At 60.7% G+C, this 26615-nt stretch carries 21 protein-coding genes; 3 read left to right on the top strand and 18 right to left on the bottom strand.

The features are described 5' to 3' along the window. Positions 1-16 precede the first annotated feature (16 nt). Positions 17-1585, bottom strand: a complete 1569-nt coding sequence (locus tag GFJ39_RS10855; RefSeq protein ID WP_153431355.1) for a hydantoinase B/oxoprolinase family protein — start codon at positions 1583-1585, stop codon at positions 17-19. Further along, positions 1585-3675 carry a hydantoinase/oxoprolinase family protein gene (locus GFJ39_RS10850; protein ID WP_153431354.1) on the bottom strand — a complete coding sequence of 697 codons (2091 nt, stop codon included), beginning with the start codon at positions 3673-3675 and terminating at the stop codon, positions 1585-1587. The genes GFJ39_RS10855 and GFJ39_RS10850 overlap by 1 nt, the downstream gene beginning before the upstream one ends. Positions 3676-3750: 75 nt before the next feature. Between GFJ39_RS10850 and GFJ39_RS10845 the strand changes: the two genes are divergently transcribed. Further along, positions 3751-4314, top strand: coding sequence for a winged helix DNA-binding protein (locus tag GFJ39_RS10845; protein ID WP_153431353.1), 564 nt, complete (start codon positions 3751-3753; stop codon positions 4312-4314). A 10-nt stretch (positions 4315-4324) separates the two neighbouring features. On the opposite strand, the gene GFJ39_RS10840 is transcribed toward GFJ39_RS10845, so the two are convergent. The 8 genes from GFJ39_RS10840 to GFJ39_RS10805 are packed head-to-tail and all read right to left on the bottom strand — an operon-like array spanning position 4325 to position 12798. Further along, the gene (locus GFJ39_RS10840; RefSeq protein ID WP_153431352.1) at positions 4325-4735 is read right to left on the bottom strand and encodes a hypothetical protein; all 411 of its coding nucleotides are present in this window, start codon (positions 4733-4735) and stop codon (positions 4325-4327) included. After that, positions 4732-6102 carry an acetyl-CoA carboxylase biotin carboxylase subunit gene (gene accC / locus GFJ39_RS10835; protein ID WP_153431351.1) on the bottom strand — a complete coding sequence of 457 codons (1371 nt, stop codon included), beginning with the start codon at positions 6100-6102 and terminating at the stop codon, positions 4732-4734. The genes GFJ39_RS10840 and accC overlap by 4 nt, the downstream gene beginning before the upstream one ends. Further along, positions 6095-6547, bottom strand: coding sequence for an acetyl-CoA carboxylase biotin carboxyl carrier protein (locus tag GFJ39_RS10830; RefSeq protein ID WP_153431350.1), 453 nt, complete (start codon positions 6545-6547; stop codon positions 6095-6097). The genes accC and GFJ39_RS10830 overlap by 8 nt, the downstream gene beginning before the upstream one ends. Before the next feature lie 25 nt (positions 6548-6572). After that, positions 6573-7337 (bottom strand): LamB/YcsF family protein, encoded by a 765-nt coding sequence (locus GFJ39_RS10825; RefSeq protein ID WP_153431349.1) that lies wholly within the window; start codon positions 7335-7337, stop codon positions 6573-6575. Positions 7338-7391: 54 nt separating this feature from the next. Next, on the bottom strand, positions 7392-8363 hold the full coding sequence (locus tag GFJ39_RS10820) for a 5-oxoprolinase subunit C family protein (protein ID WP_153431348.1): 972 nt from the start codon (positions 8361-8363) through the stop codon (positions 7392-7394). Beyond that, positions 8360-9001, bottom strand: coding sequence for a 5-oxoprolinase subunit PxpB (gene pxpB / locus GFJ39_RS10815; RefSeq protein ID WP_153431347.1), 642 nt, complete (start codon positions 8999-9001; stop codon positions 8360-8362). Before pxpB ends, GFJ39_RS10820 begins: the two co-directional genes overlap by 4 nt. Beyond that, complete coding sequence (locus GFJ39_RS10810) at positions 8998-10239, bottom strand: MFS transporter (protein ID WP_153431346.1); 1242 nt, start codon at positions 10237-10239, stop codon at positions 8998-9000. The genes pxpB and GFJ39_RS10810 overlap by 4 nt, the downstream gene beginning before the upstream one ends. Positions 10240-10290: 51 nt before the next feature. Continuing rightward, the gene (locus GFJ39_RS10805) at positions 10291-12798 is read right to left on the bottom strand and encodes a TonB-dependent receptor plug domain-containing protein (RefSeq protein WP_153431345.1); all 2508 of its coding nucleotides are present in this window, start codon (positions 12796-12798) and stop codon (positions 10291-10293) included. A 263-nt stretch (positions 12799-13061) separates the two neighbouring features. On the opposite strand from GFJ39_RS10805, the gene GFJ39_RS10800 reads away from it, so the two are divergent. Further along, a complete protein-coding gene (locus GFJ39_RS10800) occupies positions 13062-13949 on the top strand; it encodes a LysR family transcriptional regulator (protein ID WP_153431344.1) in 888 nt (295 codons plus the stop codon). A 12-nt stretch (positions 13950-13961) separates the two neighbouring features. On the opposite strand, the gene GFJ39_RS10795 is transcribed toward GFJ39_RS10800, so the two are convergent. Continuing rightward, positions 13962-15290, bottom strand: coding sequence for a CapA family protein (locus GFJ39_RS10795; RefSeq protein WP_153431343.1), 1329 nt, complete (start codon positions 15288-15290; stop codon positions 13962-13964). A gap of 399 nt (positions 15291-15689) precedes the next feature. On the opposite strand from GFJ39_RS10795, the gene GFJ39_RS10790 reads away from it, so the two are divergent. Further along, on the top strand, positions 15690-17018 hold the full coding sequence (locus GFJ39_RS10790) for a Zn-dependent hydrolase (protein ID WP_153431342.1): 1329 nt from the start codon (positions 15690-15692) through the stop codon (positions 17016-17018). Positions 17019-17069: 51 nt separating this feature from the next. On the opposite strand, the gene GFJ39_RS10785 is transcribed toward GFJ39_RS10790, so the two are convergent. The 7 genes from GFJ39_RS10785 to GFJ39_RS14455 all read right to left on the bottom strand — a co-directional run. Then, positions 17070-19085 carry a phosphocholine-specific phospholipase C gene (locus GFJ39_RS10785; protein WP_153431341.1) on the bottom strand — a complete coding sequence of 672 codons (2016 nt, stop codon included), beginning with the start codon at positions 19083-19085 and terminating at the stop codon, positions 17070-17072. A gap of 29 nt (positions 19086-19114) precedes the next feature. Further along, the gene (locus GFJ39_RS10780; protein ID WP_153431340.1) at positions 19115-21505 is read right to left on the bottom strand and encodes a TonB-dependent receptor; all 2391 of its coding nucleotides are present in this window, start codon (positions 21503-21505) and stop codon (positions 19115-19117) included. Positions 21506-21890: 385 nt separating this feature from the next. Continuing rightward, positions 21891-23255: a PepSY-associated TM helix domain-containing protein gene (locus GFJ39_RS10775; protein WP_153431339.1), complete on the bottom strand. Its 1365-nt coding sequence runs from the start codon at positions 23253-23255 to the stop codon at positions 21891-21893. Next, entirely contained in the window at positions 23255-23554 is a 300-nt protein-coding gene (locus GFJ39_RS10770; RefSeq protein ID WP_153431338.1) for a hypothetical protein, read from the bottom strand. Before GFJ39_RS10770 ends, GFJ39_RS10775 begins: the two co-directional genes overlap by 1 nt. Beyond that, positions 23551-23829: a hypothetical protein gene (locus GFJ39_RS10765; RefSeq protein ID WP_153431337.1), complete on the bottom strand. Its 279-nt coding sequence runs from the start codon at positions 23827-23829 to the stop codon at positions 23551-23553. The genes GFJ39_RS10770 and GFJ39_RS10765 overlap by 4 nt, the downstream gene beginning before the upstream one ends. Next, on the bottom strand, positions 23826-26102 hold the full coding sequence (locus GFJ39_RS10760; RefSeq protein WP_153431336.1) for a TonB-dependent siderophore receptor: 2277 nt from the start codon (positions 26100-26102) through the stop codon (positions 23826-23828). Before GFJ39_RS10760 ends, GFJ39_RS10765 begins: the two co-directional genes overlap by 4 nt. Positions 26103-26326: 224 nt before the next feature. After that, positions 26327-26615, bottom strand: a 289-nt coding sequence (locus GFJ39_RS14455) for a transposase (RefSeq protein ID WP_153431335.1), incomplete at its 5' end; no start/stop codon positions are given.

Genomic DNA, 26615 nt, shown 5'->3' with positions numbered 1-26615 from the left:
AGGGCGCGGGAGACAATCAGAGGGCGCCAAGGCCGCCGCCGCCCGGTGTCATGAGGACGAGAATATCGTCCGCTTTTAGAACCTGAAGGCCCTTGCCGGCGAGCTTGCGGCCTGAGGCGGTTTCGACGCGGCCTGCCGCGCCGTCCTGTCCGCCGAGTGCGCCACGGGCCGGATGATCGACGCGGTCAAAGGCGGCCAGAAGCTCGAAGGGCTGTTTCTGGGTGGTGCCGATTTTCATGATCTGTCCGTCGCCGCCTTTGGTCAGGCCAAGACCGCCGCTGTTTTCGCGCAGTTCTTTTTCCCAGAAGATGAGCGGGCACTGGATTTCCGCGATTTCAATCGGGGTGCCGTGTACGCCGGATGGAAAAGCCGTGGCGGACAGGCCGTTCAGGCCGTGGCGGGCCCCGGTGCCGCCATTGGTCGTGATGGCGAGCGCGTAGGTCTGGGGCGTGGTTGCTCCCTTGGGGAACCACTGTCCGCGCACGGCAATGTTCCACAGACAGGATGTGCCTTCTGCTGGAACGCGGTCGGGCAGGGGCGTGCGAAGGCATCCGAACACCATGTCCGGCAGCATCTGTCCGATGACGTGGCGGGAGGAGACGGGGGCGGGACGCATTGCGTTCAGGACGGACCCTGCGGGTGCCTCGACGTGATAGGGAGCCAGTGAACCTGCGTTGTTGGGGACGTCTGGCGAGATCGCGCAGGCCAGCCCGAAGACCGTATAGGCGCGGGTATAGGCCATCGGGACGTTGATCCCGCGTCCGACAGCAGGCGGTGAGCCGTCATAGCTGACGCTGACGCGGTTTTCGCCAACCGTGAGCTTTGCCTTGAGCGTGAGTGGCGCATTGTAGCCGTCGATGGTCATCTCGTGGGACCATGTGCCCTGCGGGAGGGCTTCGATTTTGTCGAGGACGGCCTGGCGGGAACGTTCGATGATGAAATCGGCCAGCGGTTCGAGACTGTCGAGCTGGAACTCGTCCATCATGTCGCACAGGGCGCGGACGCCGACATCATTGCAGGCTGCCAGAGAGTAGGTATCGCCTTCCGTATCCACCGGCAGGCGCGTATTGGCGCGGATCATGGCCATCAACGTCTCGTTGACCTGTCCCTGATCAATCAGCTTGAGCATCGGGATCGAGAGGCCTTCCATGAAGACGTCCGTTGCTTCCGGCCCGTTGCCCAGGCCGCCGATATCCATCAGATGGCTGGTGCAGGAGAACAGTCCGACCAGACGGCCCTTGTGGAACGCCGGGGTCGTAATGACGAAATCGTTGAGATGCCCCGTTCCCATCCACGGATCGTTCGTGATGTAGGCGTCGCCCTCTTTCATGGTCGAGACGGGGAAGTGACGCAGAAAATGGCCGACGGATTCCGCCATGGAATTGACGTGGCCGGGTGTGCCCGTCACGGCTTGCGCGATCATCCGGCCTTGCAGGTCGAAAATACCGGCCGAGATGTCTTCGCATTCGCGGACGATGGGGCTGAAGGCCGTGCGGATCAGGACCTGCGCCTGTTCGCCGACCACGGCAATCAGGCGGTTCCACATGATCTGGAAGTCGATTTCCTTATGGGAGTGCGCGCTCATCAGACGGCGTCCTTCATGTCCAGAATGATGTTGCCGCTACCGTCCAGATGGGCGGTGTAGCGGGAGGAAACGTAGGTTGTGGTTTCTTTTTCAGCGATCAGGGCGGGGCCGGGGACGCGGCTGCCCGGTCCCATGTCCGTACGTTCGTAGACCGGGAGGGCGACATGCGTGCCGGTTGCGCCGTCGAAGAGTTTCCGGATGTCGGCGGAGACTGCGTCATGCAGGGCCGGGGCGGCCTCGAAGGGCGGGTATTTTCGCGGGGTGGTTGAGACGCTGACGGACCAGTTCAGGATCTCGACGGCGGCATGGGGGATGACGCGGGCGAACTGACGGGCATATTCCGCTTCGAAGGTGTCCCGCAGGGTCGAGAGATGGTCGCTGCTGATGGCGCCGTCGGGCAGCGTGACGATGATTTCGTGTCCCTGTCCGACATAGCGCATGAAGGCCGCGCGCCTGGTGTGAAGCGTTTCCGTCCGGGCGTCGTCCTGCACCATGCCGTGGGCGGCCTGCGTCATGTCATCGAGCAGGGCCGAGACTTCCGCTGAACTGAAGCTGTCGTCCAGACGCATGGGGAAGGAGCGCACCAGCTCGAACGAGACGGGGGCGGCGAGGAAGCCCACGGCCGAGCCGACGCCTGCGTTCGAAGGAATGACGAGACGCCGTATTCCAAGCTTTTCCGCGACGCGCGCGGCGTGAAGCGGGGCCGCGCCGCCGAAAGCGATCATGGTATGGTCGCCGATGACGGCGCCACGTTCGGCGGCATGGACGCGCGCCGCACTGGCCATGTTTTCGCACACGATTTCATAGACCGCATGGGCGGACATTTCCGCCGACAGACCCAGCGGGGTGCCGATATCGGTCAGGAGTGCTTCGGCCGAGCGATCCGGCTGGAGCTGGATGCTGCCGCCCGCGAAGTTTTCCGGGCGGATCAGGCCGAGCATCACGTCCGCGTCCGTAACGGCGGGGCGCTTGCCCCCCAGTCCGTAACAGGCGGGGCCTGGAACGGAAGATGCGCTCTCCGGCCCGACGACAACGCGTTTCATGGCGTCCAGATGGGCGATGGAGCCGCCGCCCGCGCCGATCTCGACCATTTCGATCACGGGAATGCGCAGGGGCAGGCCGGAGCCTTTCATGAAGCGGGCCGTGCGGTCCACTTCGAAGAAACGGGACGATGCGGGTTCGCCGTCTTCGATCAGGCAGACCTTGGCGGTCGTGCCGCCCATGTCGAAGGACAGGACGCGGTTTTCGGCCAGGCGCTCGGCGCATTGGGCGGCGAAAATCGCACCGCCCGCCGGGCCGGATTCCACGAGGCGGACGGGAAACTGGCGGGCCGTTTCCAGCGCGGTGAGGCCGCCGCCGGAGGTGACGAGATAGAGCGCGCCTTCAAAGCCCCTGGCGTCGAGGGCTTCGCGCAGGCGGCCCAGATAGCCCGCCATCAGGGGCTGGACGTAAGCATTCGCGACGGTGGTGGAGGTGCGTTCGTATTCCCGGATTTCGGGGCAGACGTCGCTTGAAATGGAGATGGTGATGTCCGGCATCGCCTCCTGAAGAAGCGCCTGTACGCGACGTTCATGGGCCGGATTGGCATAAGCATGGAGGAACGCCACCGCGATGCTCTCGACGCCAGCGGCACGCAACCGCGGCACGAGGGCCAGAACGGCGGCTTCATCCAGCGGAAGCTGAACGGTGCCGCGGGCGTCCATGCGTTCGGGGACGGTGAAGCGCAGGCCGCGAGGGACGAGCGGGCTGGGCTTTTGCAGCATCAGGTCATACTGGTTGAAGCGGCTTTCGGTGCCGATTTCCAGAATGTCGCGGAAGCCTTGCGTTCCGATAAGAGCCGTGCGGGCGCCCCGGCGTTCGATGATGGCGTTGGTCGCAAGTGTCGTGCCATGCACGAAGACTGTCACGTCCCGAAAGCGCAATCCGGCGTCTTCGATCACGAGGCTGATGCCGTTCATGACCCCTTCTTCGGGTGCGGCGGGCGTGGTGAGGACCTTGCGGGTCAGACGTTCCTGCGGCGTCTGGAGGACCACGTCCGTGAATGTGCCACCGATATCAGCGGCGAGACGGATTTGTGTACTGTCGACCATGCCTGTGTTTTCCGTATCGGGTTAGAGTGCAATAGGATATCGGGAAGAGATGTTGGCTGACGGAGAGGACGAACCATGAAAGACGGGAAAGCCGGGAGCCGCGCGTTGGTGATGCCGGATGTTGCGGATATGGAACGGGCCTTCATCGTGTCCTCGTCGCATCTGGCGGTGCCGGGCAACGAGGATCTGAGCGAATTCGAATTTGCCCTGACCGTCGTAAACCATGCGTTTCACCGCTGGATGGCGCGGGGTATGGCGGCGGCGGGTCTGCCGGATCTTTCGGCGCTCGACACGCTCATCCTGCACAGTGTCAATCACAGGAACCGGGAGAAAAGCATCTCGGACCTGATGTTCACCCTCAACCTGTCCGAGCGGCATTACCTGAACTACGCCATGAAGAAGCTCGACGAACACCGGCTGATCCGGCGCGAGCGCCGGGGCAAGGAGGTTTTTGTCAGCACGACACAGAAAGGGCGCGACGTCTGTCTCGAATATGCGCGCCTGCGTCGGATCTGCCTGCTGGAGCATATTCCCCAGAACCGGGAAGTCGGCGACGTCACGATTGCGGAGGTCGCCAAGGCCCTGCGTGTTCTGACGGGCTTTTACGAACAGGCATCCCGGTCTGCGGCGTCTCTCTGAGCGCGGCGTCTCAGCCATCCGGGTGAATCCGGAAAAGCACGTCATGATAGCCCACGACGCTGCCATCCCCGACCAGCGCGGGGCCGAGTGTGCCGTCCGCCGTTGCCGTGACGGGCAGGCGGAGGGCGCCCGTTTCGACAAATCCCACGATTTCGCCGAAGCGAACCGAATGATTTTCGCCCAGGCCGCAAAAGCGGAACACGCCCATCTCGGAGCTGGGAACGGGCGTGCCCTCCGCTTTTGCGGGCGGGGCAACATGGGGCGCCTGAAGCGTTTGACCTGAGTTTGCCGCCAGTACCGGAGCCAGTGTCAGGGCAAGCGCACCCGTCTCATTTTTCAGAGAAGCATGACGGACGTCGTGACGTCTCATCCGCTCGACCAGTTCGGGCAGGTCGTTCAGAAGGTCTTCAAGAAAAGTCATGGGGCGGACTTTCGCATGAGGGCTTCGAGATAATGCACGCTGATGCCGCCTTCGCGCACGCCGGGCTCGTTCATCAGGCGCAGATGCAGGGGCGTGGTGGTGGCGATGCCGGTGATTTGCATTTCCGAAAGGGCGGCATGCATGCGGTTGAGGGCATCCGTGCGGTCCGTGCCGTGGACGATCAGCTTGGCGATCAGGGAGTCGTAATTCGGGGGCACGACATAGCCGTCATAGAGATGCGTATCGATACGGACGCCGGGGCCGCCCGGCGCGCGCCAGCTCAGGACTTTTCCGGGGGCCGGGCGGAAGTTCTCGGGGTCTTCGGCGTTGATGCGGCACTCGATGGCGTGGCCTTGCGTGCGGATGTCGGCCTGGGTGAAGGAGAGGGGTTCTCCCATTGCGATCAGGATCTGCTCGCGGACGATGTCGATGCCGGTCGTCATTTCCGTGACAGGGTGTTCGACCTGAAGGCGGGTGTTCATCTCGATGAAGGAAAACGCGCCGTCTTCGTACAGGAACTCGAAGGTGCCCACGCCGGTATAGCCCATCAGGGTGCAGGCGTTTGCACAGCGCTCGCCCAGTTCGGCGATGGCCTGCGGGTCGATGCCGGTGGCCGGGGCTTCCTCGACCAGTTTCTGGTGGCGGCGCTGGATGGAGCAGTCCCGGGCGCCGAGCCAGACGGCATTGCCCTGCCGGTCGGCGAGAACCTGGATTTCGATATGGCGGGGGTGCTGGAGGAACCGTTCGGCGTACACGGACGGATTGCCGAAGGCACGCCCGGCTTCTTCGCGGGCCGTTTCGATGGCGTCGCGGAGGTCTGTTGCGGTCATGACCACGCGCATGCCGCGCCCGCCGCCGCCACCTGCCGCCTTGACGATCAGCGGATAGCCGATGGCGTCGCAGATCGTCTGCGCTTCGGACAGGTCGGTCGGCAAGGCGTCTTCCGTACCGGGCAGGCAGGGGACGCCAGAGCGGCGCATCTGCTGTTTGGCGCTGATCTTGTCGCCCATCAGTCGCATGATGGCGGCGGTGGGGCCTGCCAGCGTGCGGCCGGACTGTTCCACAGCCTCGGCGAAACCGGCGTTTTCGGACAGGAAGCCGTAGCCGGGATGAATGATGTCGGCGTTCGTGAGTTCGGCGGCGCGCAGGACGCGGGCGGCGTCCAGATAGCTGCCGGATGCTGCTGCCGGGCCGATGCAGAGCGTTTCGTCCACGAGGCGCAGATGGGCGAGGCTGGCATCGGCTTCGGAATGGATTCCGATGCTGTGCAGGCCGAGCAGGCGGCAGGCGCGCGTGATGCGCAGGGCGATTTCACCGCGATTGGCGATCAGGACACGACGGGGGACGGAAACTGCGGGCTCACGCATCGAATGGCTCCACGGTGAAGAGCGGCGTTCCGGGGGAGACGGCGTCTGCATTCGCGGCCAGCACGGCGACGATCCGGCAGGGGAACTCGGCCTCGATGCGCGAGAGCGTTTTCATGACTTCGAGAATATAGAGCGGCTGTCCTTCCGCCACGATGTCGCCCGGCTTGACGAAAGGCGGCGCATCCGGGGCCGGGGAGGCGTAGAACTGGCCGTGCATGGGGGCGTCGATCGTGGTTTCGGTTTTGGCCGGAGCGGAGGCGGTTTCGAGGACAGGAAGCGTGGAGGCTGCGGCCGCCGGGGCCAGGCTGGTCGGCTGGGGGCTGCTGTCCTGTGCGCCGCGCACCAGACGGATGTGCTCGCCGTCACGGGAATAGTCGAGTTCGGTAATGCCCAGCGCCTGCATCCGGGCCATCAGGGCGTCGAGGATCTTGAGATCGGGGATCATGGGACGGTTGGCTTTCCGGTCTGCTTCAGGTCAGGGCGCGCAACGTGATGCCCGCGGCTTCGAAGCCTGCACGGACCTTGCGGGCGACATCCACGGATTCCGCGTTGTCCCCATGCACGCAGATCGTATCAATGCGGGTCGGCAGCATTTTTCCGGAGATGGTTTCGATGGCGCCGGCCTGCACCATGCGCACGGCACGGGCGGCCGCGAAATCAGCGTCATGCAGGACCGCGCCGGGTTCCTTGCGCGAGACGAGATGTCCGTCTTCGGTATAGGCGCGGTCCGCGAAGATTTCCGAGAACACGGTCAGGCCTCGCTCGCGTCCGATGCGGTCCAGATGGCTCAGGGCGATGGCCATGATGGGGAGGTTCGGATCGACCGCCTTGACGGCATTGACGATGGCTTCGGCAACGGCGGGATCGCGTTCGGTCAGGTTGCCCAGCGCGCCATGGGTTTTCATGTAGGTCATGCGGTGGCCGGAATAGGTCGCGAGGGCCTGTGCCGCGCCCATTTGGTAGGCCACGATCCGTTCGATCTGGGCGGGTGTGAAGGGCATGACGCGGCGTCCGAAGCCCCACAGGTCCGGGAAGCCGGGATGGGAGCCGACGGAGACGCCTTTTTCGCGTGCGATGCGGAAGGTCTCGGCCATGACTTCCGGGTCGCCGCCGTGAAAGCCGCAGGCGACGTTGGCGGAGGTCACGATGTCCAGCATCGCGCTGTCATTGCCCATTGTGTAATGGCCGAAGCTCTCGCCCAGATCGGCGTTCAGGTCGATGGTTTTGGCGGTCATGGTGTCAGAACTCCCGGACATGGAAAAACAGGGCCGTGAAAACAGGATGGGGCATCAGAAAACGAGCTGTGTGCGGAGTGTGGCGATTTCGGTAGCAAGCCGGCTCAACTCCGCAGCTTCCCGCCGGATGATTTGCACCGCGTCATCGCGCGTGATGGTTTCGAAATGGACAGGTGTGCCGACGACTGTCTGGGACAGCAGGCGCAGGTCCGGCGCAATCACGGTGGCGATCTTGGGATAGCCGCCGCAGGTATTGGCATCCATCATCTGGATGATCGGCTGGCCCGCGGGCGGCACCTGAACGGTTCCGGGAAGGATGCCGTGGGAAAACAGGCTGAGCGGCCGTGAGAGTTTCAGGACGTTCTGCCCTTCGAGCCGATAGCCCATGCGGTTTGCGCTGGGGGTCAGGGTCCAGGCTGCGGAGTGGAAGGTTTGCAGGCTTTCGGGCGTGAAGACGTCGTGTTCGGCTGCGGGCAGGACGCGGATCCGGGTGCGGTCTGCGGGGGGAAGCGGGCAGGGGCGCGTGAGACCGTAGCCTGCGGCGGGCATGCGCAGTGTGGAGGCTGCGAGGCAGGAGAGGCGGTCGCCTTTCTGAAGGGCGCGCCCCTCAAGGCCGCCGAAGCCGCCTTTGAGATCCGTCGAACGCGCGCCCAGAACCGGGGGCACGTCCAGGCCGCCCCGGAGCGTCAGATAGGCGCGGGCGCCCTGTTCCGGCGCGCGGAGCGTCAGGGTCTGGCCGGGTCTGGCGGTGATGGCCCAGTCGCGCGGGAGTTTCAGGTCGTCGAGCGTGGCAGGGCAGGCGGCACCGGTGACGGCAAAGGACGTCTCGGCGTGAAAGCGCATGCGGAAGGGGAAAAACACGATCTCGATCCCGGCAGCATCCATCGGATTGTCGAGGAGCAGGTTGCCGTGGCTCAGGGCCAGACGGTCCATGGCGCCGCCCTGCGCCACCCCCATGGCCATGGCGTGAGGACGGCCGAAATCCTGAATGGTGTTGAGGGAAGAGCCGGTCAGGATTTCGATCATGAGGCCCTCACAAAACGGACGGTGTCGCCCAGACGCAGCAGACCGGGCTCGGGACGGAAGGCGTCGAACAGGCACAGATCCGTCCGGCCGAGGATATGCCAGCCAGACGGCGAGGTGCAGGGCATCATGCCCGCATGGCCTCCGCCGATGACCACGGCCCCTTCCTCCACCCGCAGGCGCGGGGAGTCGCGGCGGGGGATGGCCAGACGCGGGTCCAGTCCGGTCAGGTACACGAAACCCGCCATGGCGCCGATGGCGGCGACGCTGTAGCGACCGGCCATGTGGGCGTCGATGGTTTCTTCTTCCGTCAGGTTGGCGAAGCGGGCGACGAGTGCCAGATCTTCGCCGAACGTGCCGCCATAGACGACCGGTACCACGATCTCGCGGGACGGCACCTCTTCGGCGGAGGCCTGTGTCCAGATGGTCCGGAGCAGCTCTTCCATGACGGAAGGGTCAGTCTGTATGGCGTCGAATGTGACGAGAAGGTTGTTGACGCCGGGGATGGTCTGGAGGACGTCCGGGTATGTGTCGAGCGTGCGGCTGGCAGCCCAGATGCGGCGCTGTGTCGTGTCGCTGAACGGGCCATCGGCGGCGTCCAGCAGGAGGCCGCCCGCGCCTGCCATGTGAATACGGGTCATGCGGTCTGATCCGGCTGGGAGCGGCCATGGAACGGCCGCCGGGGAAGGAGGGCAGCGGCCAGCGCGCCGCACAGGATGATGACGCCCGTGATGTAGAAAACGCCGTGGAAATTGCCGGTGGCCTGAAGCAGATATCCCGTCATGACCGGGGCCAGAATGCCGAGACCGTTGGAGAAGGTCAGGGTCAGGCCGGTCACGGAGCCGAGGATTTCGTCCTCCACAAGCAGGTCCGCCAGAAGGGCCATGTTGGCCCCCGTACCGCCGGCCATGAAGGCCATGGAGACCGCGAGGAGCGGAATGATGGTCGCGGCCGTTCCGCAGAGCGGCAGAAATCCCATGGAGGAGGCCAGAACGAGATACAGGCACACGACCTTTCGGCGCCCTCCCAGAGAAAGGTTTGATCCGCGAACGAGCGTTTCGCCGATTTTTCCAGCCGTGATCGAGAGGATGGCCGCGCCGACATAGCAGTAGGCTGTATAGGCTCCGGACTGTTCGGTGCCGAGATGCAGGGTCTGGCGCATGATGATCGGCAGCCAGGACATCAGCAGGAAGTTGGCGTAATTGGCGCAGCACTGCGCGATCACGATGCCCCAGAACGCCGAGGAGCGAAACAGGGTCGGCACCGAGATCAGGGAAAAGGACGTGGCCTGTGTGCCGCGTGCGGGGCGCGGGTGGGTCAGGAGCCAGACCACGGACCAGACCAGCCCCAGCGCGCCGAGCAGCGAAAATGCCGGGCGCCAGCCGTAATGGGCAATCAGCCACCCGCCCGAGGCGGCACCGCAGGCCAGCCCGATGGGGATGCCGCAGATGAAGGCGGTCATCATCAGGCCACGTTCGTGTAGCGGCGCCCAGGCCCGCACGACTTTGTTGCCGAGTGCGAAGGTGGGGGCTTCTCCGACGCCCAGCAGGATGCGGGTGGCGATGAAGGCCGGGACAGTGGCGGTCAGGCTGCCGAGGATCATGGCGAGCGACCACAGGGCCACGGCCGCCGCGCCGATGATCCGCACGCCGAAGCGGTCCAGAAGGATCGCGCTGGGCAGGTTCAGGATGAAATAGGACCAGAGGAAGCTGGAGAGGACCCAGCCCGTCTTCCCCGGTGTGAGGGCAAATTCATGCGCGATCTGGGGCATGCCTACGGACAGGGCGGCCCGGTCTCCGTAGCAGATCACGCACATGGTGATGGTGAGGGCGTATATGACGAACCGGAAAGGCCGGCGATCTTCTGGGACTGTCTGCAAGAAATGCGCCTCTTTCCGGTGGATATCAGTCGGTCTGTCTTTGGAAAAGTCTTAGAAGGTCAGGCCGGTCTGAATATAGTACATGCCGCCGTTGAAGCCGTAAGGCGAGTAGTAGGCGTATTTGTATTCGTTGAAGAGCGGTGCCGCGGTCGCCTTGGGCACGCGGGTCGGATATTTGTTGCCCAGATTGTTTGCGCCCACGGTGACGCTCCATTTCGGCAGGATCTTGTAGCTGACGGACATGTTGGTCAGGAAAGCCGGGCGCTGTTCCATGGGAGCGGCGGTCGGGCTGGCGAGGAAGATGATGGAGCCGTAGCGCTGTTCCTGCACCATGACGTTCCACTTGCCGCAATTCCAGTTGACCGTGAGGTTTTCGCGGTTCTTTGGCGCGGAGTGCAGAAGCATCTCCTCGGCATAGGTGTTAAACGTGGACAGACCCATGTTCGACAGAACGGCAGGGGTCTTGTTGCGACTGCGGATTTCGTTGTCGGAGTAGTTGAACGTGAAGTCGAAGCGGAACGTGCCGGCGCGTTTGGTGTGCAGGGTGTAATTGGTGTCGATGTCTCCACCGAAGGTCTCGGTATTGACGGGGTTGGTATAATACGAGGCGTAGGTCACGTTATTCAGGCCGGACGCGGCAAGAATGTCAGCAACACCTGACCCGCCAAGGGTTGTTGTGCTGGCCAGACGGTCATTGATCGCGATGTAGTAAAGATTGCCTGTGACGTTCCAGTCCTTGAGGGGGGTGGCGTCGATGCCGATGGTGTAGTTGCGAGAATATTCGCCCTTGATATGGCCTGCGCCGAGTGCCTTTGCGGCTGCGCTGCTGTTGGGAAGCTGGTCCACGGCATAGTTGGCGAAGGGGGCGTTATAGAAATAATAGGTCTGGCCCAGTGTTGGCGGGCGATAGCCGGTGTTGATGCTGGCGCGGATGGCCCAGTGTTTGTTAAAGTTGTACCGTGTTCCGATCGATCCGGTTTCGACCGTGGCCAGATGGCTGTAGCTGGTCGCGCGTCCGCCGAGGGACCATTCCCATTTTTTGGTGACGTAGAAATCGAGATTGATGTTGCCGTCATAGATGTCGCGTCCGCGGTTGGTGACGGCGAGCGGGACGTTGCCGGCATGGTCGGTTGCGCCGAGGCCGGTCCATGAGGCTTCTTCGCCTTCGGTCATCTGGAAGGTGTCACGGCGATATTCGCCACCAAAGCGCAGGGCAATCGGCTTGGGCAGCCATGAGGTGTGGAAGAAGCGCGAGCCGCGCAGCCCGGTCGAAAGTTCGGAGGTTATGGTCTTGCCGTCATAGAAATCACGCGGGCTGGCATCGCCAAGAGAGATGTTGTTGCTGTCGAGGGTCGAATAGGTCTGATCGTCACGACCGTAATTGACGTAGGCGTCCCAGGCGAAACCGAATTTATGGGCCTTTATGCCGTTGTCTGTTTCGAAATCGTACTGGTCCATGCCGATATAGGGCTGTGCGCCATTGGGCCAGAGATTGATGTTGGTCAGGCTGTTTCCGGCGCTCCGGTAGGTCTCGGCGACATGGGCCTTGCGGTGGCTGAAGGTCGAAGTGCTGTAGAGGCTCAGGTTTTCGTTTAACGGGATCGCCATGTTTTCGCTGATGGTTTCCAGCGTCGATTTCGGAATGCCGAGGCCGCGCTGTACATCGCGGCTGGCTGTTTCGTTGCGGGAATCCCCGACCGGATAGAGCTGCCCGACGAAAAGGCCGCTGCGGTTGGTGGGAAGCTGGTGGGTGACCTGCGCTGCCAGATCGAGATAGCCGCCGTTTTTACCAAGTGCTGTGGCCCAGTCCGCGTAACCGTTCAGCGCCTGCCCGTCACCGGCGTAGAAGCCGCTGTTCTGGAAATTGATGGAGCCGCCATGCGTGCGCTGCTTGAGGACGATATTGACGGCACCTGCGAGCGCATCCTGACCATAAAGGGCCGACGCGCCTTCGGTAATGACTTCGATATGGTCGATCGCTGAAATTGGGATCAGCGAGATATCTGTGGGTTCGGTGCCCCAGTTCGGGCCGGCATTGGCGTTGAAATTCGCACCGATATGGCGACGATGTCCGTTGACGAGGATCAGCGTGTCATCGGCGGACTGGCCGCGAAGCTGCATGGTCTGGATAAAGCCGCTGTTTCCGACGCCGGATTGTGGCGGGGACGTAATGGATGCCGAGGCTTGGGCGAGGGCCTGCATGACATTTGTCTGTCCTGTAGCCAGAAGCTGGCTGCCAGACACGACTGTAACCTGTGTGGTACCGTGAACCGGGGTGGATGGATTCATCACGGACTGGCCGGTGGAGGCTGTTCCTGTGACGCGCATCTCTTCCGGATCGGATCTCGAAACGATGGATGTCCTGCGGGGGGACGGTCTGGAACGGGTTGCGGCGGCCTGTGCGGGGGGTGTCGTGATCCGCCGGTGTGGTTTTTGAGTGGAATGTGTCTGTGTCGTCGCTCTGGTGGACGCGGCCTGTGTGGGTTGAGAGAGCGAAACGAGCGAGCTCAGGGCAGCGCCGCACATCAGGAAAGCCTTAGGTCCGAAACACTTGCTCATGGGCATCCCCTTTTCCGGCCTGTAGCGGCTGGTCATCCGGATATATACTTTTCATGATGAAATCACACATATAACGGAACGACAACTAAAATGTTCTCTTAAAGGAACGGATTCTCTTTTCTGCTGTTTTGTGCGAAAAATAGATTGTTTCGATTGCGCGTCCGGTGGCTGGAGGCTGCTGGCCGGAAAGCTGGTGTTGCTTGAACGGACAAAAAAAATGGGTGAAAGTAACGGTAAGAGAAAATTTTTGTGTCTGTCGAGCCATGATTCCCGAACTCAGAACATTTGTCGTTGCGGCTGAGGTGGAAAGTTTTGCCGCGGCCGCCAAGGCCATCGGTCTGACGCAGTCGGCAATCAGTGCCCAGATCCGTCGGCTTGAAGAGGAACTCGGTTATGAACTCTTTGATCGTGCAGGACGGTCTGTGACGCTAACGGCTGCGGGGCGCAGTATCCTATGTCGGGTTGAGGATATTCTTTCCTCCTTTGAAGCGCTCCGGAGTATGGCGAGCCTCAGGCCAGGCAATGCACTGCTGCGGATCGGAGCGATTTCCACGGTTCAGACCAGTCTGCTGGCTCCCGCCATAGCAAGGTTGCATCTTGAACTTCCGGATCTGAAGGTACGGATCGTTCCCGGGCTTTCGATGGGACTTCTGGATCGTCTGGACGCGGGTGAACTGGATGCTGCCCTGATCGTCCGTCCACCTTTTGGCCTGATGCCCTATATGCGGTGGCATCCCATTGTGAAGCAGAACTATGTCATGGTCGTGCCAGCGCATATCGAAAATGAAGACTGGCGCCAGATCCTGGAGATACTGCCTTTCATACAGTATGACAGCCGCTCTTTCGGGGGGCGTACCCTGGACCGTTTCCTGAAGATGCAGGGTCTTTCTCCGCGTCAGGTCATCGAAACGGAAGAACTGCACACCATTCTGCAAATGGTCGCCAACAATATGGGCTGTTCGATCGTCCCTTATATCTTTGCGGTCAGCGTCGTGCCGAACATTCGTGTCGTGCCTCTCGCAGAGCAGCGAATCGCACGGGAAGTGGGCGTCATGACGTTGCGCGGTCGCGTGGCAGAAGGGGGAGACGCGCTGATCCGTTATCTGGGGGAGGTTTCCCGGGACAATGCCCCTCCCAGCCATGGACGGTAACCTGAAGCGCGTTCAGGAGTCCGCCCGCCACAGAAGAACGGGGGCATCGCGGGTTTCGCCCATTTTGAGTACGGTTCCAAAAGGCGCTGACAGGGCCGCGAATTTTTCCAGGATCCGTTGTCCTTCCTTTCCCCGCGCAAGGGAGGGAATGCCGCGTATGTGGGCTGCCGGGCAGAGGGTGAGGGTGATCGGATGGATTTCCAGACTTTCGAGCTTCCCGTTCTGATAGGTGCCGATCGGCATGATGGTCTCCCAGAAGCGTGTCTCGGCGGGAAAACCTTTCGCATCGTTGTTGCTGCGGGCTTTGTAGAGCTGATGAGGCGTCAGATCGGAGCTTACGCGGTTGGCCATGTAGGACTCCACCGGCAGGCGTTCCACGAGTTCATTCTGTCCGATGAAGTTACCCAGACTATAGAAGATGGGTTTTCCGTTATGGATTTCCATGCCGCGAAGCAGGTGCGGGCCGTGGCAGGCGATGATATCCGCGCCAGCATCAATGGCCTGACGGGCAGCAGCAACGAGGAAGTCGGCTGGGATTTCAACGTCCAACTGATCTTTATCATTGTAGCCGCTTTCATGGGCATGGATGCTGAGGATCACGGTATCGGAAACCATGCGGGCTTCGGCGATCCAGCGCGTAATGGCCTGGATATCCATTATGTTCGGAGTGGTGATGACCTTCGTTTCGTCACCTGTCCGGAAATTCAGGTTTTCGAAGACCAGGATACCGTCGGGGGCCGGAAAGGCAAAACCCAGTTGGATCTTGTCGTCCTTGACGCGCTGCAACCCGAGTTTTTGATAGATGTTCCGAAGCGAGGTCATCTCGTCCGCAGAAATCTGATATATGGTGTTGTAGCGGAGTGGATTGATACCGGGGCGACCCTGCATCGCGGAGGTCTGCATCGCTGCTTCCTGCCCTCTTGCAAAGGTGGACGTACAGGAGATCATGGCGACTGTGCCGGTGGGATGGGTAAAGTAGGTCGGGCGACGGGCGTCTTCCAGATGGAGGCCGATTCCGGCGTAGCGCATTTTGCGGACGTTCAGTTCAGCCAGCGTCTTGCGCAGACCTGAAATGCTGTAATCCAGCGAGTGGTTGGTCGCTGCGGCAAAGAGGTCGAATCCAGCTTCATTCAACTCATCCAGAACCCAGGAAGATGCTCCGAAATGGGTTCCTCCCATGTCCAGTGCCGGATCGCCTACGAAGTCGTTCGGGACCAGTTCGAGATTGGTGAACGAAATGTCGCAGGAACGGATCATGTCGAATAGTGGAGAAATTCTGAGATCGGTTCGGCTGTTGAGTGGTCGGAAGAGAATACTGTCACCCGTCAGGCAGATTTTCATAAATCATCCCAGAAAATAATGATTTTGAATGGAGAAAATTCCAGGAAGTATGCTTATGGAATATCAATTATATGTCCAGTTTATTTTATATTTCCAATGATAATTTTATCATATTCTCGTCGTATAAAAACAGGTTTCTTAACCGAACCGTTATGGGTTGTCTTTCCGGGGTGAGGAGAGCGTCGTTTGCAGGACATCCAGCAGACGTTTTCCCAGTTGGAAGCCATGACATCATAAATGGCTCAGCGATCTGAACGAACCTGGAAAGAAACAAATTCGTTTCTTTTATCTGGACTTGGTATCGGGAGCCTGCTGGAATTCAATGCCTTTGCCAATAGGCAGCACCTTTTCGCCAAACAGTGAAGCATGCTCTCGACCGCGACAGACAAGGGACCATCCATGACCAGTTCCGCATTAACTGAAACGGACGTCATTTCCTGTCCCGTACCTGACGTCGATCTCGGGCGTCAGCTTTTCGACCGCTTACGTGACATTGGTTTCGATGGACGCGGCATGACCCGTCCGTCCTATGGGAGAGAGGAAAATCTGGCGCACGCCCTGTTCATGGATACTGCCTGTGGATACGGGCTGGAGATCCGTCGGGACTGGGCATCCAATCTTTTCCTCACATTACCTGGGCGTGATCGGAATCTTCCTGCGGTTATGACGGGATCGCATGTCGATACCGTTCCCTGTGGGGGGAATTTTGACGGGGCTGCCGGTGCCGTAGCAGGGCTTCTGGTCTTGTGCTCCTGGGTGGAGGCGGGCTTTCGTCCGGAGCGGGACACGACACTGATCGTGATCCGGGCAGAAGAAAGTGTCTGGTTCCCTCTCTCCTATCTGGGAAGCCGCACGGCATTCGGGCTGCTTGATCCTTCGGCGCTCGATATGCCGCGGAGCGATGATGGTGTGAGCCTGAGGCAGCATATGCTGGAATGTGGAGCAGAGCCTGGCCTGTGTGGTCGGGCTCCTGTTCTGGATTCCGCAAAAATCGACTGTTTCGTCGAACTCCATATTGAGCAAGGACCCGTTCTTCCGGAAGCAGGCGTTCCGATCGGCATCGTGACGGGGATCTGTGGAAGTACGCGCTATCGTTCGATCGTCATTCACGGACAGTATGCCCATTCCGGTGCGACGCCGCGTCGTTTCCGTTCGGATGCCGTCATGGCGGGGGCCAGCATGATGGTGGCATTGCATGATGCCTGGAAAAAGGTGGAAGCGGCCGGGGAGGAGATGACCCTTACATTTGGCGTCTGTCAAACCGATCCGGGACAGGCGAACTTCGCCGCTGTTTCCGGACGGTTGGAACTGGTGATCGACATCCGCTCCCGGGACGAGGTTCTGCTGGAACGCATGAATGCGCTGGTCATTGAACAGGCACGGCGCGTGGAAGCGGATTATCATGTTCAGGTGGATCTGGGGGAGCGGACCTGTAGTACGCCTGCCGTCATGGACGAAACTCTTCAGGTCGAGGCGCGAATCCTCGCAGCCGCAATGGGGCTTCCTGTCATTTCGATGCCCAGCGGTGCGGGTCACGATGCAGCGACATTCGCCGGGCAGGGGGTCCCGACGGAAATGCTGTTCGTTCGTAATGCCAATGGGAGCCATAATCCCGACGAAAGCATGGAAATGGATGATTTCATGCACGGTGTGAGACTGCTGGAGCGCCTGCTTCGTAAGCGTGCGGGGCAGTTACTTCCCAGAACTTCGGCTTATGGATGGGGGTAAACGTCTAACAGCCTCGAACGCGGTTGAACTTCTTTCCGGGAGTGGCGGGCGCTATGGCTCGGACGGAGGTTCTGTCAGGCTCGGTCTCCCGGTTTCGATGTGTCCTGCCAGTTGCATCGCTGTTGGGGAGGGGGCGGCTGTCCGGATATCCAGATCGTACCAGTATGAGGCCGGAGCAATGGCCCATTGGGTCGTCAGGGTCTCGCCGGGCGGCAGGGAAATTACGCGCTGGCTGTGGCTGTGTTTTTCCGTGATGTGGAAAGTCTGAAGGCTGGGTTTGGTGTTGCGAAGCGACAGGAGCAGGGTGTCATGCCGAGAAGCGTGCTGAAGTGTGGTTTCGGGGGGCGCCTCTCCGTGGAAGGAGCGATAGAAGCCGTTGGGGCCGTGGATCGTGATGGCGCTCTGATCGGAAGGGCGTACCGGAACGGACAGGCTTGAGCGGGCATCGAGGGTATAATGGCGTGTGGTACCGTTGGCGCGAACCCGGAAGACTGCGCCCTGTGGTCCCGTATTGGCCAGTCTGAGGGTTTCGGGAGCGAGGAAATCGGCCTGTAAATGATAGGGCAGGGCGCGGGCAGGGCGTTGTCCCGTTTCCTGCCGGGGCAGTTTCTGGACTGTCGGGACGACCGGATGGGGAAGCGCGCAGGAGCGTCGCGTTTCGGGGAGATAGTCGTCCGTGTTTGGGAGACTTGCGGTCCATGTCCGGTCTGTCTGGGCGAAGTCGAACACGGATGTCAGGTCGCCGCACACGCTGCGGCGCCACGGCGTGATGTTCGGGCATTTGACGCCGAAGCGTGCTTCGAGAAAGCGCAGAACGGAGGTGTGGTCGAACACCTGCGAATTGACCCAGCCGCCTTTCGTCCAGGGTGAAACGATGATGGCGGGCACGCGCGGGCCCAGTCCGACCGGAACATCGTGATAGGACTCTCCCTGTGTTGAGACCGTTCCGCCGCCCTGCTCCGGCGTCAGTGCGGGGACCGGGGCGGGGACGTGGTCGAAAAACCCGTCATTTTCATCGTAATTGAGGATGAAGACGGTGCGTGACCAGACGTCGGGATGGCGGACGAAGACGTCCATGAGCCGGGAAATGAGATGTTCGCCGTAGCCGGGCGGGGCATTGGGGTGTTCGCTCAGGGCTGTGGGCGGGACGATCCATGAGACCTGAGGCAGGCGTCCTTCCGAGACATCGCGTTCGAATTCGGCGACAAGATAGCGGCCTTCGGTCGTGTGCATGTCGGCTTCGGTGGAGCCGGGCACGATCTGACGCGCCCTGCGATATTGCCAGGATGCCGGGTCGAGGTTGCGGAACTGCGCGAAGGAGGCGAGGGGATTGTCGCCGAAATTGTCGTATTCCTGATAAACGCGCCAGGAGACGCCCGCGTCCTGAAGCTTCTCCGGGTAAGTCTCCCAGCGAAACGGTGTGAAATCGGGATGGTCATGGGCCATGTCGGCCGACCAGTTTCCGTCATCCACGTTTTCGACGACCTGTTTGCCGGAATGGCCGACGGCCAGACCGCTCGTTCCGGAAAACAGGAAAAGGCGGTTGGGATTTGTCGGACCGAAAAGGGAGGCGTGATAGGCGTCACAGATCGTGAAGGCATCGGCGAGGGCGTAATAATAGGGAATTTCAGCGCGGGTGAAATGACCCATGGTCATGGGCCCCTTGTAGGAGATCCATGTGTTCCAGTCGTTCCATGCGGTCTGGGTGCCTTTCCAGCTGTGATCGAGGCTGGCGAGGCAGGCGCTGGAGGTGTGGGCTGTATTGAACAGGAACGGGAGGACGGTGCCTCCCTTTCCGTCCGGCTGGGCAAAGACGCTGCTGCCATCTGGCAGGCGTTCGGCGCGGGGGTCTGCGTAGCCACGAACCCCCTGCAGGCAGCCGAAATAGTGGTCGAAAGACCGGTTCTCCTGCATGAGGATGACGACATGTTCCACGTCCTGAATCGTGCCTGTGACGGTATGCGGCGCGATGGCGAGAGCGCGCCGGAGGTTCTCGGGCAGGAGGGCCGCCGCCGTAGTGGCGGAGCCGAGCCGGAGGAACTGTCGACGGCTGGGGGAGCGTGGCATCAGGGCGTCATCCGTGAAGAAGCCTGCGATCAGAAGAAGTGCTTGCGCAGCGTGAAGAACACCATGCGGGGAGCACCGGCCTGAAGGGTCTGGAGGCTGCCTGTCGGATCGCTGACGGCAAAGCCCGTGCTGCCGACTGTGGCGACATAGCGTTTGTCGAACAGGTTGGTGACGTTGATCTGGGCGTCCAGACCGTGCAGCACCCAGTTATGGCTGTGGAAGCGGTAGCCGACATTCAGGTTGAAGATGTCGTTCGGCTTGATCCACTGGTCGTTCGTATAGGTGTAGGTTCTGCAGCCCTGATACTGCATGCCGACATTGCCCCAGATCGAACCATCGTCGTAGCTGAGCTGTACGTTGGCCAGATTGCGCGGCATGGCGACAACGCTTTTGCCCTTGGTCGCGTATGTCACGCCGCCTGTCGTCAGGTTGTCGTCATAGGTGGACTGGTTATAGGCGTAGGAGGCGTAAATCGACCAGTTATCGGTGAAATGGTAATTGAATGCGGCGTCGATGCCGCGTGCCGTAACGCCACCGACATTGCTCAGGATGCTGGCATAGCCCTGAACGTTCGTTCCGCTGGAAACGGGCGAGATGGAGGCGAGCCGGTTTTCAAACTCGATGTAATAGCCGGTCAGGGACGCCTGGATGCGGTGGTCGTGATAGCGGTAGCCGATTTCTTCGCTGTAGGACATTTCAGGATGCAGCGAATTCTTGGCCGCGGCGTAGGCTGCCGTCGTCATGGCGAACGGGCTGGTGGCGCCGGTTGTGGAATTGTCGAAGGCTGCCATGTTACGGGCGAAATCGGCGAAGATTTCGTTGTGACGGTTGATGCGGTAATTGCCGCCAAGCTGTGGCAGGAAGCCGTTGGCTGATGTGATCGACCCTCCGGCATAGGTATTGGCGACCGGGGTGCCCATGTAGTTACCTTCGAGCTGGCGGGCGTGATTGTCGACGACCAGCGACTTGAAGCCATAATTCAACTTGAAAGCCGGAGTGATCTGCCAAGTATCCTGAAGGTGGAACTGGTACGTTTTAGTATTGAATGCGCTCTGCCACTGGGTGGCAAACGGGTTGTTGCGGAACCAGTGAACCGAACTGCCAGTATAGCCGCTTTCGCTGAGTGGATAAAAACGGCGAGCCTGTTCGAAATCGTTGTTCTCGAACCAGAACCCGCCGTTGATCGTATGATGGGCGATCTTGTAGGTCAGGCCGCCGATAAAGCCTTCGCGATGAATGTCATATTCGGTGGTTCGCACGGAAAGGGGGGAGCCACCCAGTGAATCAGGCGTGGCTTCGTAAGGTGTTGCGTAAATGCCTTCGCCAGTATTGGTATGGCCGTAGACCGTGGCGTAACCCTTGAGGCGGCTGGTGATGTCGAAATCCAGGCGTCCGTAGCCCAGCGCGTCCTGCCGCAGGCCGGCAGAGTTGTAATAGGACTGGTCCTGATTGGTGATCCCCTTCGGGAAAGCCGTGCCGTTCTGGTAGGCTCTGGCGATCTGTTTGGCCAGCCCATAGTCGTTGGTGATGTTATCGACGTTGTAGCCGCGGGTGCGGATCAGTTGCAGGGACAGATCCTGATAGTCATTTTCCGCGCGCTGGCTGTAATCGCCGAAGAGGGTCAGCTTGACCTTCTCACCCAGCGGCTGGATGAACTTCGCGTTGGCCTGCTGCTGCTGCTGGATGCCATCGCCTTTCCATTTGTTGGCGTCCTGATAATCGTACGAGACATACAGGCGTCCGCCGCCCGGCAGCGTGCCGGAATTGACGCGGGCGAATGTGCGCCATGTGCCATAGGATCCGACCGTTCCGGCGACATCCACGCCATACTTCGTGGTCGGGTCGATGGATGTGAATTCGAGTGCGCCGCCGAGGTCGTTCGAAGCCGCAACGCCGACGGATCCTGCACCCTGGGCCAGTGTTGCGGGGCCATTGTTTTCTGTTTGCAGGGCGCGGCCGATCGACAGGCCGTTATCATTGCCGTAGGCGAGGTTGCCGAGCGGGATACCATCCATTGTGAATCCCAGACGGCTCTGGTCAAAGCCGCGGATGATGATCTGCTGCGACCATTCGTAAGCGCCCAGTGGGTCTGAAGACGTGAACATGACGCCAGGGAGTTTCGAGAGCGTCTTCAGGGGGCTGGTGCCGGGGGCGACTTCCTGTAGCGCCAGATGAGAGAGCGTCTGGGTTTCGCGCGAGGCGCCCGAGCCGAGAACGACGATGGATTCTGCTTTGTTGGAAACTGTAGCCTCAGGAGTGCCGCTTTTTCTGGCGGGATTCTTCCTGGGGGCCGTCCGTGATGTCCTGTGCTGGGCAGTATCTCCATGGGGGGACGTTTTTGCAGGGACCGGAGCTGCATGGGCACTGTAGAAGACCAGCGAACTCAGACAGGTGGTGAGCAGGACACCATTTTTTTTCATTTCGCGTTTTCCCGGCATCAAGAAGATAAAATCTGGGCGGTGATAACGCGGCGAACATTATGTTTGCATATCTGTGATGTCGTGTAATAGTTTCATGACAAATATGTTTCGTAAATATTATGAAGGGGTAAATGATTTTTCAGAATAGGTTCTTACCCCTAAGGCGGAGTATAGCTCTGCTCCAGATACGGGCGGGGAAAGGCCCGGACATCAGTGCCGGTTTTCCCCCACGATCATGCGTTACGATGATGGCAGGGCCTGCAGGTGCTCCTGAGGCAGTTGCGATCCCTGTAACGCTGCCAGTCATCGGTCAGCCCCAGATCTGCAAAGTGGATCAGACCTCTGGCAGATTATATAGGATTTTTGTCAACAGGGCCTGAAGATTTCACGTTTTTTGCGGTCGGCATAGAAAAAAGCTGAGACAGCTCAAGAAGACGGCATAATAAACATACGCCACGGCGGTTCCGGTCATGATATCGGGCTTTATGGCCCCCAGCAGCAGGATAACAGTGATACCACTGACGCATCCTGCGACCCACCCGGGAGTCAGGCGGGCCAGAATGCTGGTGGGGAGGCTGTCCCGGCGCAGGCCCGTCGCTTTTTCGCGACGGCGGCGGGCGTCGATCCAGAGCCGGTTCCCGGTATAGAACATGCCGGCTCCTGCAAGACCCAGAAGGACATAGCCCCAGCGGATCGCGTTGCCGCCGAAACTGCCGAAATGCAGGGCGAAGAAAACCGTCAGGATGGCAAAGCCGGTTTTCTGATGGCCGGGGAGGTAATCCGCGGACAGGACTTTGCCGCTGCGGGGATCGACCGTGGCGAAGCCTGCCGTGGGGCCGCGCATGCTGTAGCGGCTGTCCTGCCCGCTGACACGCAGCATCATGCCGCCACGGCCCTGACTATAGGTCAGTGTGGTGGGGACGAAGCCCGGGGCTTGTGTTTCGAGGGACGACACGAGTTCGGTTGGGGGGAGGAGCGGAGAGGCGGGGTGTTGGTTCGCAGCGACGGGGCTGGATATTTTGTTCATCGGGAGATGCGGGGAGGCATGGGATGTGCCGAAAACCCGGCTTTGCACGGCGAAAATGGGATCATGAAACGCGAAGACCACCGAGGTCAGGGCCATGACGATGTGAAAGGGCAGCGAAAAGAACCCCAGCAGATTGTGCAGGTCCAGCCAGAGTTTGCGCGGTCCCTCGCGGAAGCGGAAGGCGAACAGGTTGCGGGCCAGCGTGGGCAGGAACAGCAGCACGCCCGAGATCAGGGCCATGCCGTAGAGCAGCGCGATGATGCCCATGAACGCTCGGCTGATTGCATGGGGCAGGGGAATGCCCAGTTCCTGATGCAGCATGTCGATGAAATGCGCGACCGGGGCGATGGCCTGCTGACGGACGACCAGCGCGCCATCGGGGGCAAGTGTTGCGACGAACATCGGCCCGGTGTCGTGACCGTGGGGCGGGTGTACAGGCCATGCCACGCGGCCAGGAAGGCTGCGGTCCGGGGCGAGCAGGATCGTGTAGGTCTGCCGGGCCTGCGGATAGGCGCTGAAGACCTTTTCGAGCAGGTCTGGTGTCCGGGACAGGGGCACGGGGGGCGGCATGTCGAGTTGGGGTGAGGTCAGGTTCTGGAGGGGGTGCTCGAACATGCTGACCGCGCCGGCGAAGAACGCCACGAACAGAAGCAGTCCGGCACAGATCCCGACCCAGCCATGGACCTCGCGATAGACGCGCAGGATATCGGAACGGATTTTCATCAGGATAACGCTCTCAGGAGCAGAAAGAGACCCCAGAGGGCGACGCAGCCCCCGCCCAGCACCGCCCAGGCCCGACGGCCTGTGGGAAACAGAAAGCAGCTTCCCAGCACCAGCACCCAGAGAACGGCCGTCAGCCACATCAGGGCCTGGGCGGAGAGGCTTCTGGGGTCGCCATTGGCGCCGATGAGCCGTCCGAGGAGGGCCATGATGGCGAACGTCATCCCGCCGCCCGCGAGGATGGCGGCGGAGACTTTCGCGACCCAGTGCCGGTTGTCGAGGGTTTGGGGCAGCTTTGTCATGGCCGGGATCTGCCAGCGAGAAGAGATGCGCCCAGTGGCAGCAGGCACCAGACGATCATGAGCAGGGTCATGGCCATCAGGCAGGCGGTGCAGAGGCTCGTTGTGGTCGTCAGGACGGCCGTTCCGGCAGGCAGAAACCCGATCCCGAGCAGAACCGGAATGTTGCCGTGCAGGCGCGCGCGCAGGAGTTTCTGGTTGGCGGAACATGCATAGAGCAGTGCTCCGCCTCCTGCGATGAGCAGGGTTGCGAGAGCGTAGGACAGAGCCGGATTCACCAGCGATATTCCAGTCGGGCGGTGAGGTTTCTGCCCTGTCCGTAATAGCAGGCGGCTACCGCCGTACAGGTTGCGACGAAGCGTTTGTTGGCGACGTTGCGCATGTTGAGCGAAAACATCAGACCCTTATAGGCGGGATGGGCATCGCCCACATCGTAGCGGAGGAAGGTGTCGAACAGCGTGTAGTCGGGGATGGCCAGTTTGTTGGCCGTATCGCCGTAGCTTGTGCCGGTGTAGCGCACGCCACCGCCGATACCCAGTCCACGGAGGGCGCCGTAGCGGATGCGCTGGTCAATGAAGAGCGAGGCCATCCATTTCGGGGCCTGCGGCAGATAGTTGCCGACCTGCCCTGCCGTGTTGGACTGCCGGATGCGGGCGTCGCTGCGTGTTCCGGTGAAGATCACGGCCATGTCCCACGGAAGGGTGGCGCGTCCTTCGAGTTCGAGGCCGCGGACACGTCCTTTGCCTGTCTGGATCAGGCAGGTCGCGGTGCCGCAGGTTTCGCCGTCGGGGTCGGGGGTTGTCATGTTCTTCTGGGTGATCTGATAGCCGCCGAACGTGACATAGATACTCTTGCCGTACTGGTAGCGGATGCCTGCTTCGTACTGGTCGCCAGTGGTCGGCTTGAAGGGCAGGCCGTTTTTGGCCGTGGATGGATCGGAAACGGTGGGCTGGAAGGACTGGGCGTAGCTGAAATAGGGTGCCAGTCCGTTATCGAACAGATAGACGCCGCCCGCGCGCCAGGTGAAAGCCTGCGAGGGGGTGATGTACCGCTTGCGGGTCAGGATATTGTATGTGTTGTCGTTGGCCCAGTCCTGACGGCCGCCGATCGTGACACGCAGGCGCTCAACCTTGAGCTGGTCCTGAAAATAGATCCCGTTCTGGCGGCTGATCGTGGACGTATAGACCTGCGGAGACAGGTTGCTTTCGTAACCCGCGCTGCCCCGGCTGACGGGATCGAAAATGTTCAGGAGTGGTTTGACCAGTGTCAACCTGACGAGGTCGCGGTCATGGTTCCAGTCCGTATAGAAATAGTCCGTCCCGGCGAGGAGCAGGTGACGGACGGGGCCGGTGCGGATATGGCCTTCAACCTGTGTGTCCATGGCGACGCCCTGCGACCGTCCCCGGCCTTCGACGGCACGGCGGTTGACCGTCTCTCCCGCCACGCATCCCGCAACGGTACCGGTGCATTTCGCAAGCGTATCGCCCGAGAGGACCGTGGAGCGGTAGAGCGTGTCGAGATAGGTGTAGCGGACGTTGTTCCGCACCGTCAGGAAACGGTTGAAGCGGTGTTCCAGGAACGATCCGAAAAGGGCCTGATTGCGGTCGAACGTGTTCCAGTCGGGTTCGCCGATATTGGCGTCATTAGCAATGTAACGGCCTTTGGATGCGTAAAGCGTGCCCGTTGCGGGCAGGAACTGGAAGGTCGACCCCCCGACATCGCGCTGGTATTGCGCAAGCAGTGTCCATGTCGAATGGGGGGCGAATTTCCATGTCAGGCTGGGCGAGACGTAATAGCGGCCTGCCGTGACGTCATTGACCTGCGTGCCGCCATATTTCGCCAGAGCGACCATTCGGCCCATGACGGTGCCGCTATGAGTCAGTTTTCCCGACACATCGCCGGAAGCCTGTCCCTGCCAGTTTTCCAGATTGGTATATCCGCTGCTCTGGAAGAAGAATTCCCCTTCGCTTTTTTCCGTCGGACGTTTCGTTACCAGATTGACCACGCCGCCCGCAGCCGTCTGGCCGTACAGCGCTCCGGAGGGGCCTTTCAGGACGTCGACCTGCTGGAGGGCGAACGGATCGAATGATGTGCGCGTCCACTGGCCACCGGAGGGAAGGCGCAGGCCGTCTACGAAATTATTGTTTGATGAAAAACCGCCTGCGCCAAATCCGCGGACGGACACTTCGTCAACCCGGTTGTCGATGCCCTGCGGTTCGGCCTGGACACCTGCGGTATAGGCGAGGGCGTCTGCAATGGTGGGAGAGGAGCGCAGTTCGATTTCGTCGCGGCTGACGATCGAGATTGTCTGGGGGGATTCGATGATGGGTGTGCGGGTTTTGGTTGATGCTCCCGCCTGGGACAGGCCCGTCGCCGTAACAGTGATGATTTCCGCCGGAGGAGGGGATGTTTTCTTCTCCGATCGAGCAGCTCGGTCGGCTGTGGCTTTGCCCATGCGTTTTTCCAGTGCGTCGGAAGGAGTTGCAGATGCGATCTGTACACTCAAGGCGAGGCACGATGCCGCACCGTAGAGCAGCGGGGAAAAATTCATGGAGCAGCCTTGTTAAACTAGGATTTAGTCCTCTATTTCGATAATGAGAATCATTGTCAACTGAGATTTGTGGCTGCCCAGAAAAATTATTTAATGTTTCTAACGGTTTATCTTGTTTCATCCTTTGAATGATACATCATGAAAGTAGTATTCAGTTTTTCAGGAGTGTGAAGGAAAATAAACAAGCAAAATATATTCGTATTACGTGAGGTAAACCGATATATTTATGCCACGTTGGTAAAAGACCTGTTCCAGAGATTTGCGCGATATTTAAGGAAATTCATGCAGGATAGGGCGGTCCTGTCATAACTCCGGTCGGCCAGCATGGCTTTGGGGGGCGGGGCAGGCAGCTTCATCAGGGCGTCTGTGGCTGTGCAGTCCGAGACCTGGCGTCCAGCCAGGACAAAGCCGAGGGGGCGCCCCTGATTGTCATATCGGGCATGGGTTTTGCTCGTAAATCCGCCGCGTGACCGACCAAAATCCTGCGGAAAAGCCCCTTTTTTTGCCCCAGTG

Source organism: Gluconobacter aidae, assembly GCF_009547075.1.
Taxonomy (GTDB): Bacteria; Pseudomonadota; Alphaproteobacteria; order Acetobacterales; family Acetobacteraceae; genus Gluconobacter; species Gluconobacter aidae.
The sequence above is the reverse complement of the archived record's forward strand: the minus strand, read 5'-3'. Positions and strand labels throughout refer to the sequence as shown.

Excerpts from the sequence above, each read along its gene's own strand:
- pxpB (WP_153431347.1), bottom strand. The coding sequence starts at position 9,001 with ATGACCCGTATTCACATGGCAGGCGCGGGCGGCCTCCTGCTGGACGCC.
- GFJ39_RS10805 (WP_153431345.1), bottom strand. The coding sequence starts at position 12,798 with ATGAGCAAGTGTTTCGGACCTAAGGCTTTCCTGATGTGCGGCGCTGCC.
- GFJ39_RS10855 (WP_153431355.1), bottom strand. The coding sequence starts at position 1,585 with ATGAGCGCGCACTCCCATAAGGAAATCGACTTCCAGATCATGTGGAAC.
- GFJ39_RS10780 (WP_153431340.1), bottom strand. The coding sequence starts at position 21,505 with ATGAAAAAAAATGGTGTCCTGCTCACCACCTGTCTGAGTTCGCTGGTC.
- GFJ39_RS10830 (WP_153431350.1), bottom strand. The coding sequence starts at position 6,547 with ATGATCCCCGATCTCAAGATCCTCGACGCCCTGATGGCCCGGATGCAG.
- GFJ39_RS10760 (WP_153431336.1), bottom strand. The coding sequence starts at position 26,102 with ATGAATTTTTCCCCGCTGCTCTACGGTGCGGCATCGTGCCTCGCCTTG.
- GFJ39_RS10840 (WP_153431352.1), bottom strand. The coding sequence starts at position 4,735 with ATGACTTTTCTTGAAGACCTTCTGAACGACCTGCCCGAACTGGTCGAG.
- GFJ39_RS10770 (WP_153431338.1), bottom strand. The coding sequence starts at position 23,554 with ATGACAAAGCTGCCCCAAACCCTCGACAACCGGCACTGGGTCGCGAAA.
- GFJ39_RS10785 (WP_153431341.1), bottom strand. The coding sequence starts at position 19,085 with ATGCCACGCTCCCCCAGCCGTCGACAGTTCCTCCGGCTCGGCTCCGCC.
- GFJ39_RS10845 (WP_153431353.1), top strand. The coding sequence starts at position 3,751 with ATGAAAGACGGGAAAGCCGGGAGCCGCGCGTTGGTGATGCCGGATGTT.
- GFJ39_RS10820 (WP_153431348.1), bottom strand. The coding sequence starts at position 8,363 with ATGATCGAAATCCTGACCGGCTCTTCCCTCAACACCATTCAGGATTTC.
- accC (WP_153431351.1), bottom strand. The coding sequence starts at position 6,102 with ATGCGTGAGCCCGCAGTTTCCGTCCCCCGTCGTGTCCTGATCGCCAAT.
- GFJ39_RS10850 (WP_153431354.1), bottom strand. The coding sequence starts at position 3,675 with ATGGTCGACAGTACACAAATCCGTCTCGCCGCTGATATCGGTGGCACA.
- GFJ39_RS10795 (WP_153431343.1), bottom strand. The coding sequence starts at position 15,290 with ATGAAAATCTGCCTGACGGGTGACAGTATTCTCTTCCGACCACTCAAC.
- GFJ39_RS10790 (WP_153431342.1), top strand. The coding sequence starts at position 15,690 with ATGACCAGTTCCGCATTAACTGAAACGGACGTCATTTCCTGTCCCGTA.
- GFJ39_RS10800 (WP_153431344.1), top strand. The coding sequence starts at position 13,062 with ATGATTCCCGAACTCAGAACATTTGTCGTTGCGGCTGAGGTGGAAAGT.
- GFJ39_RS10775 (WP_153431339.1), bottom strand. The coding sequence starts at position 23,255 with ATGAAAATCCGTTCCGATATCCTGCGCGTCTATCGCGAGGTCCATGGC.
- GFJ39_RS10825 (WP_153431349.1), bottom strand. The coding sequence starts at position 7,337 with ATGACCGCCAAAACCATCGACCTGAACGCCGATCTGGGCGAGAGCTTC.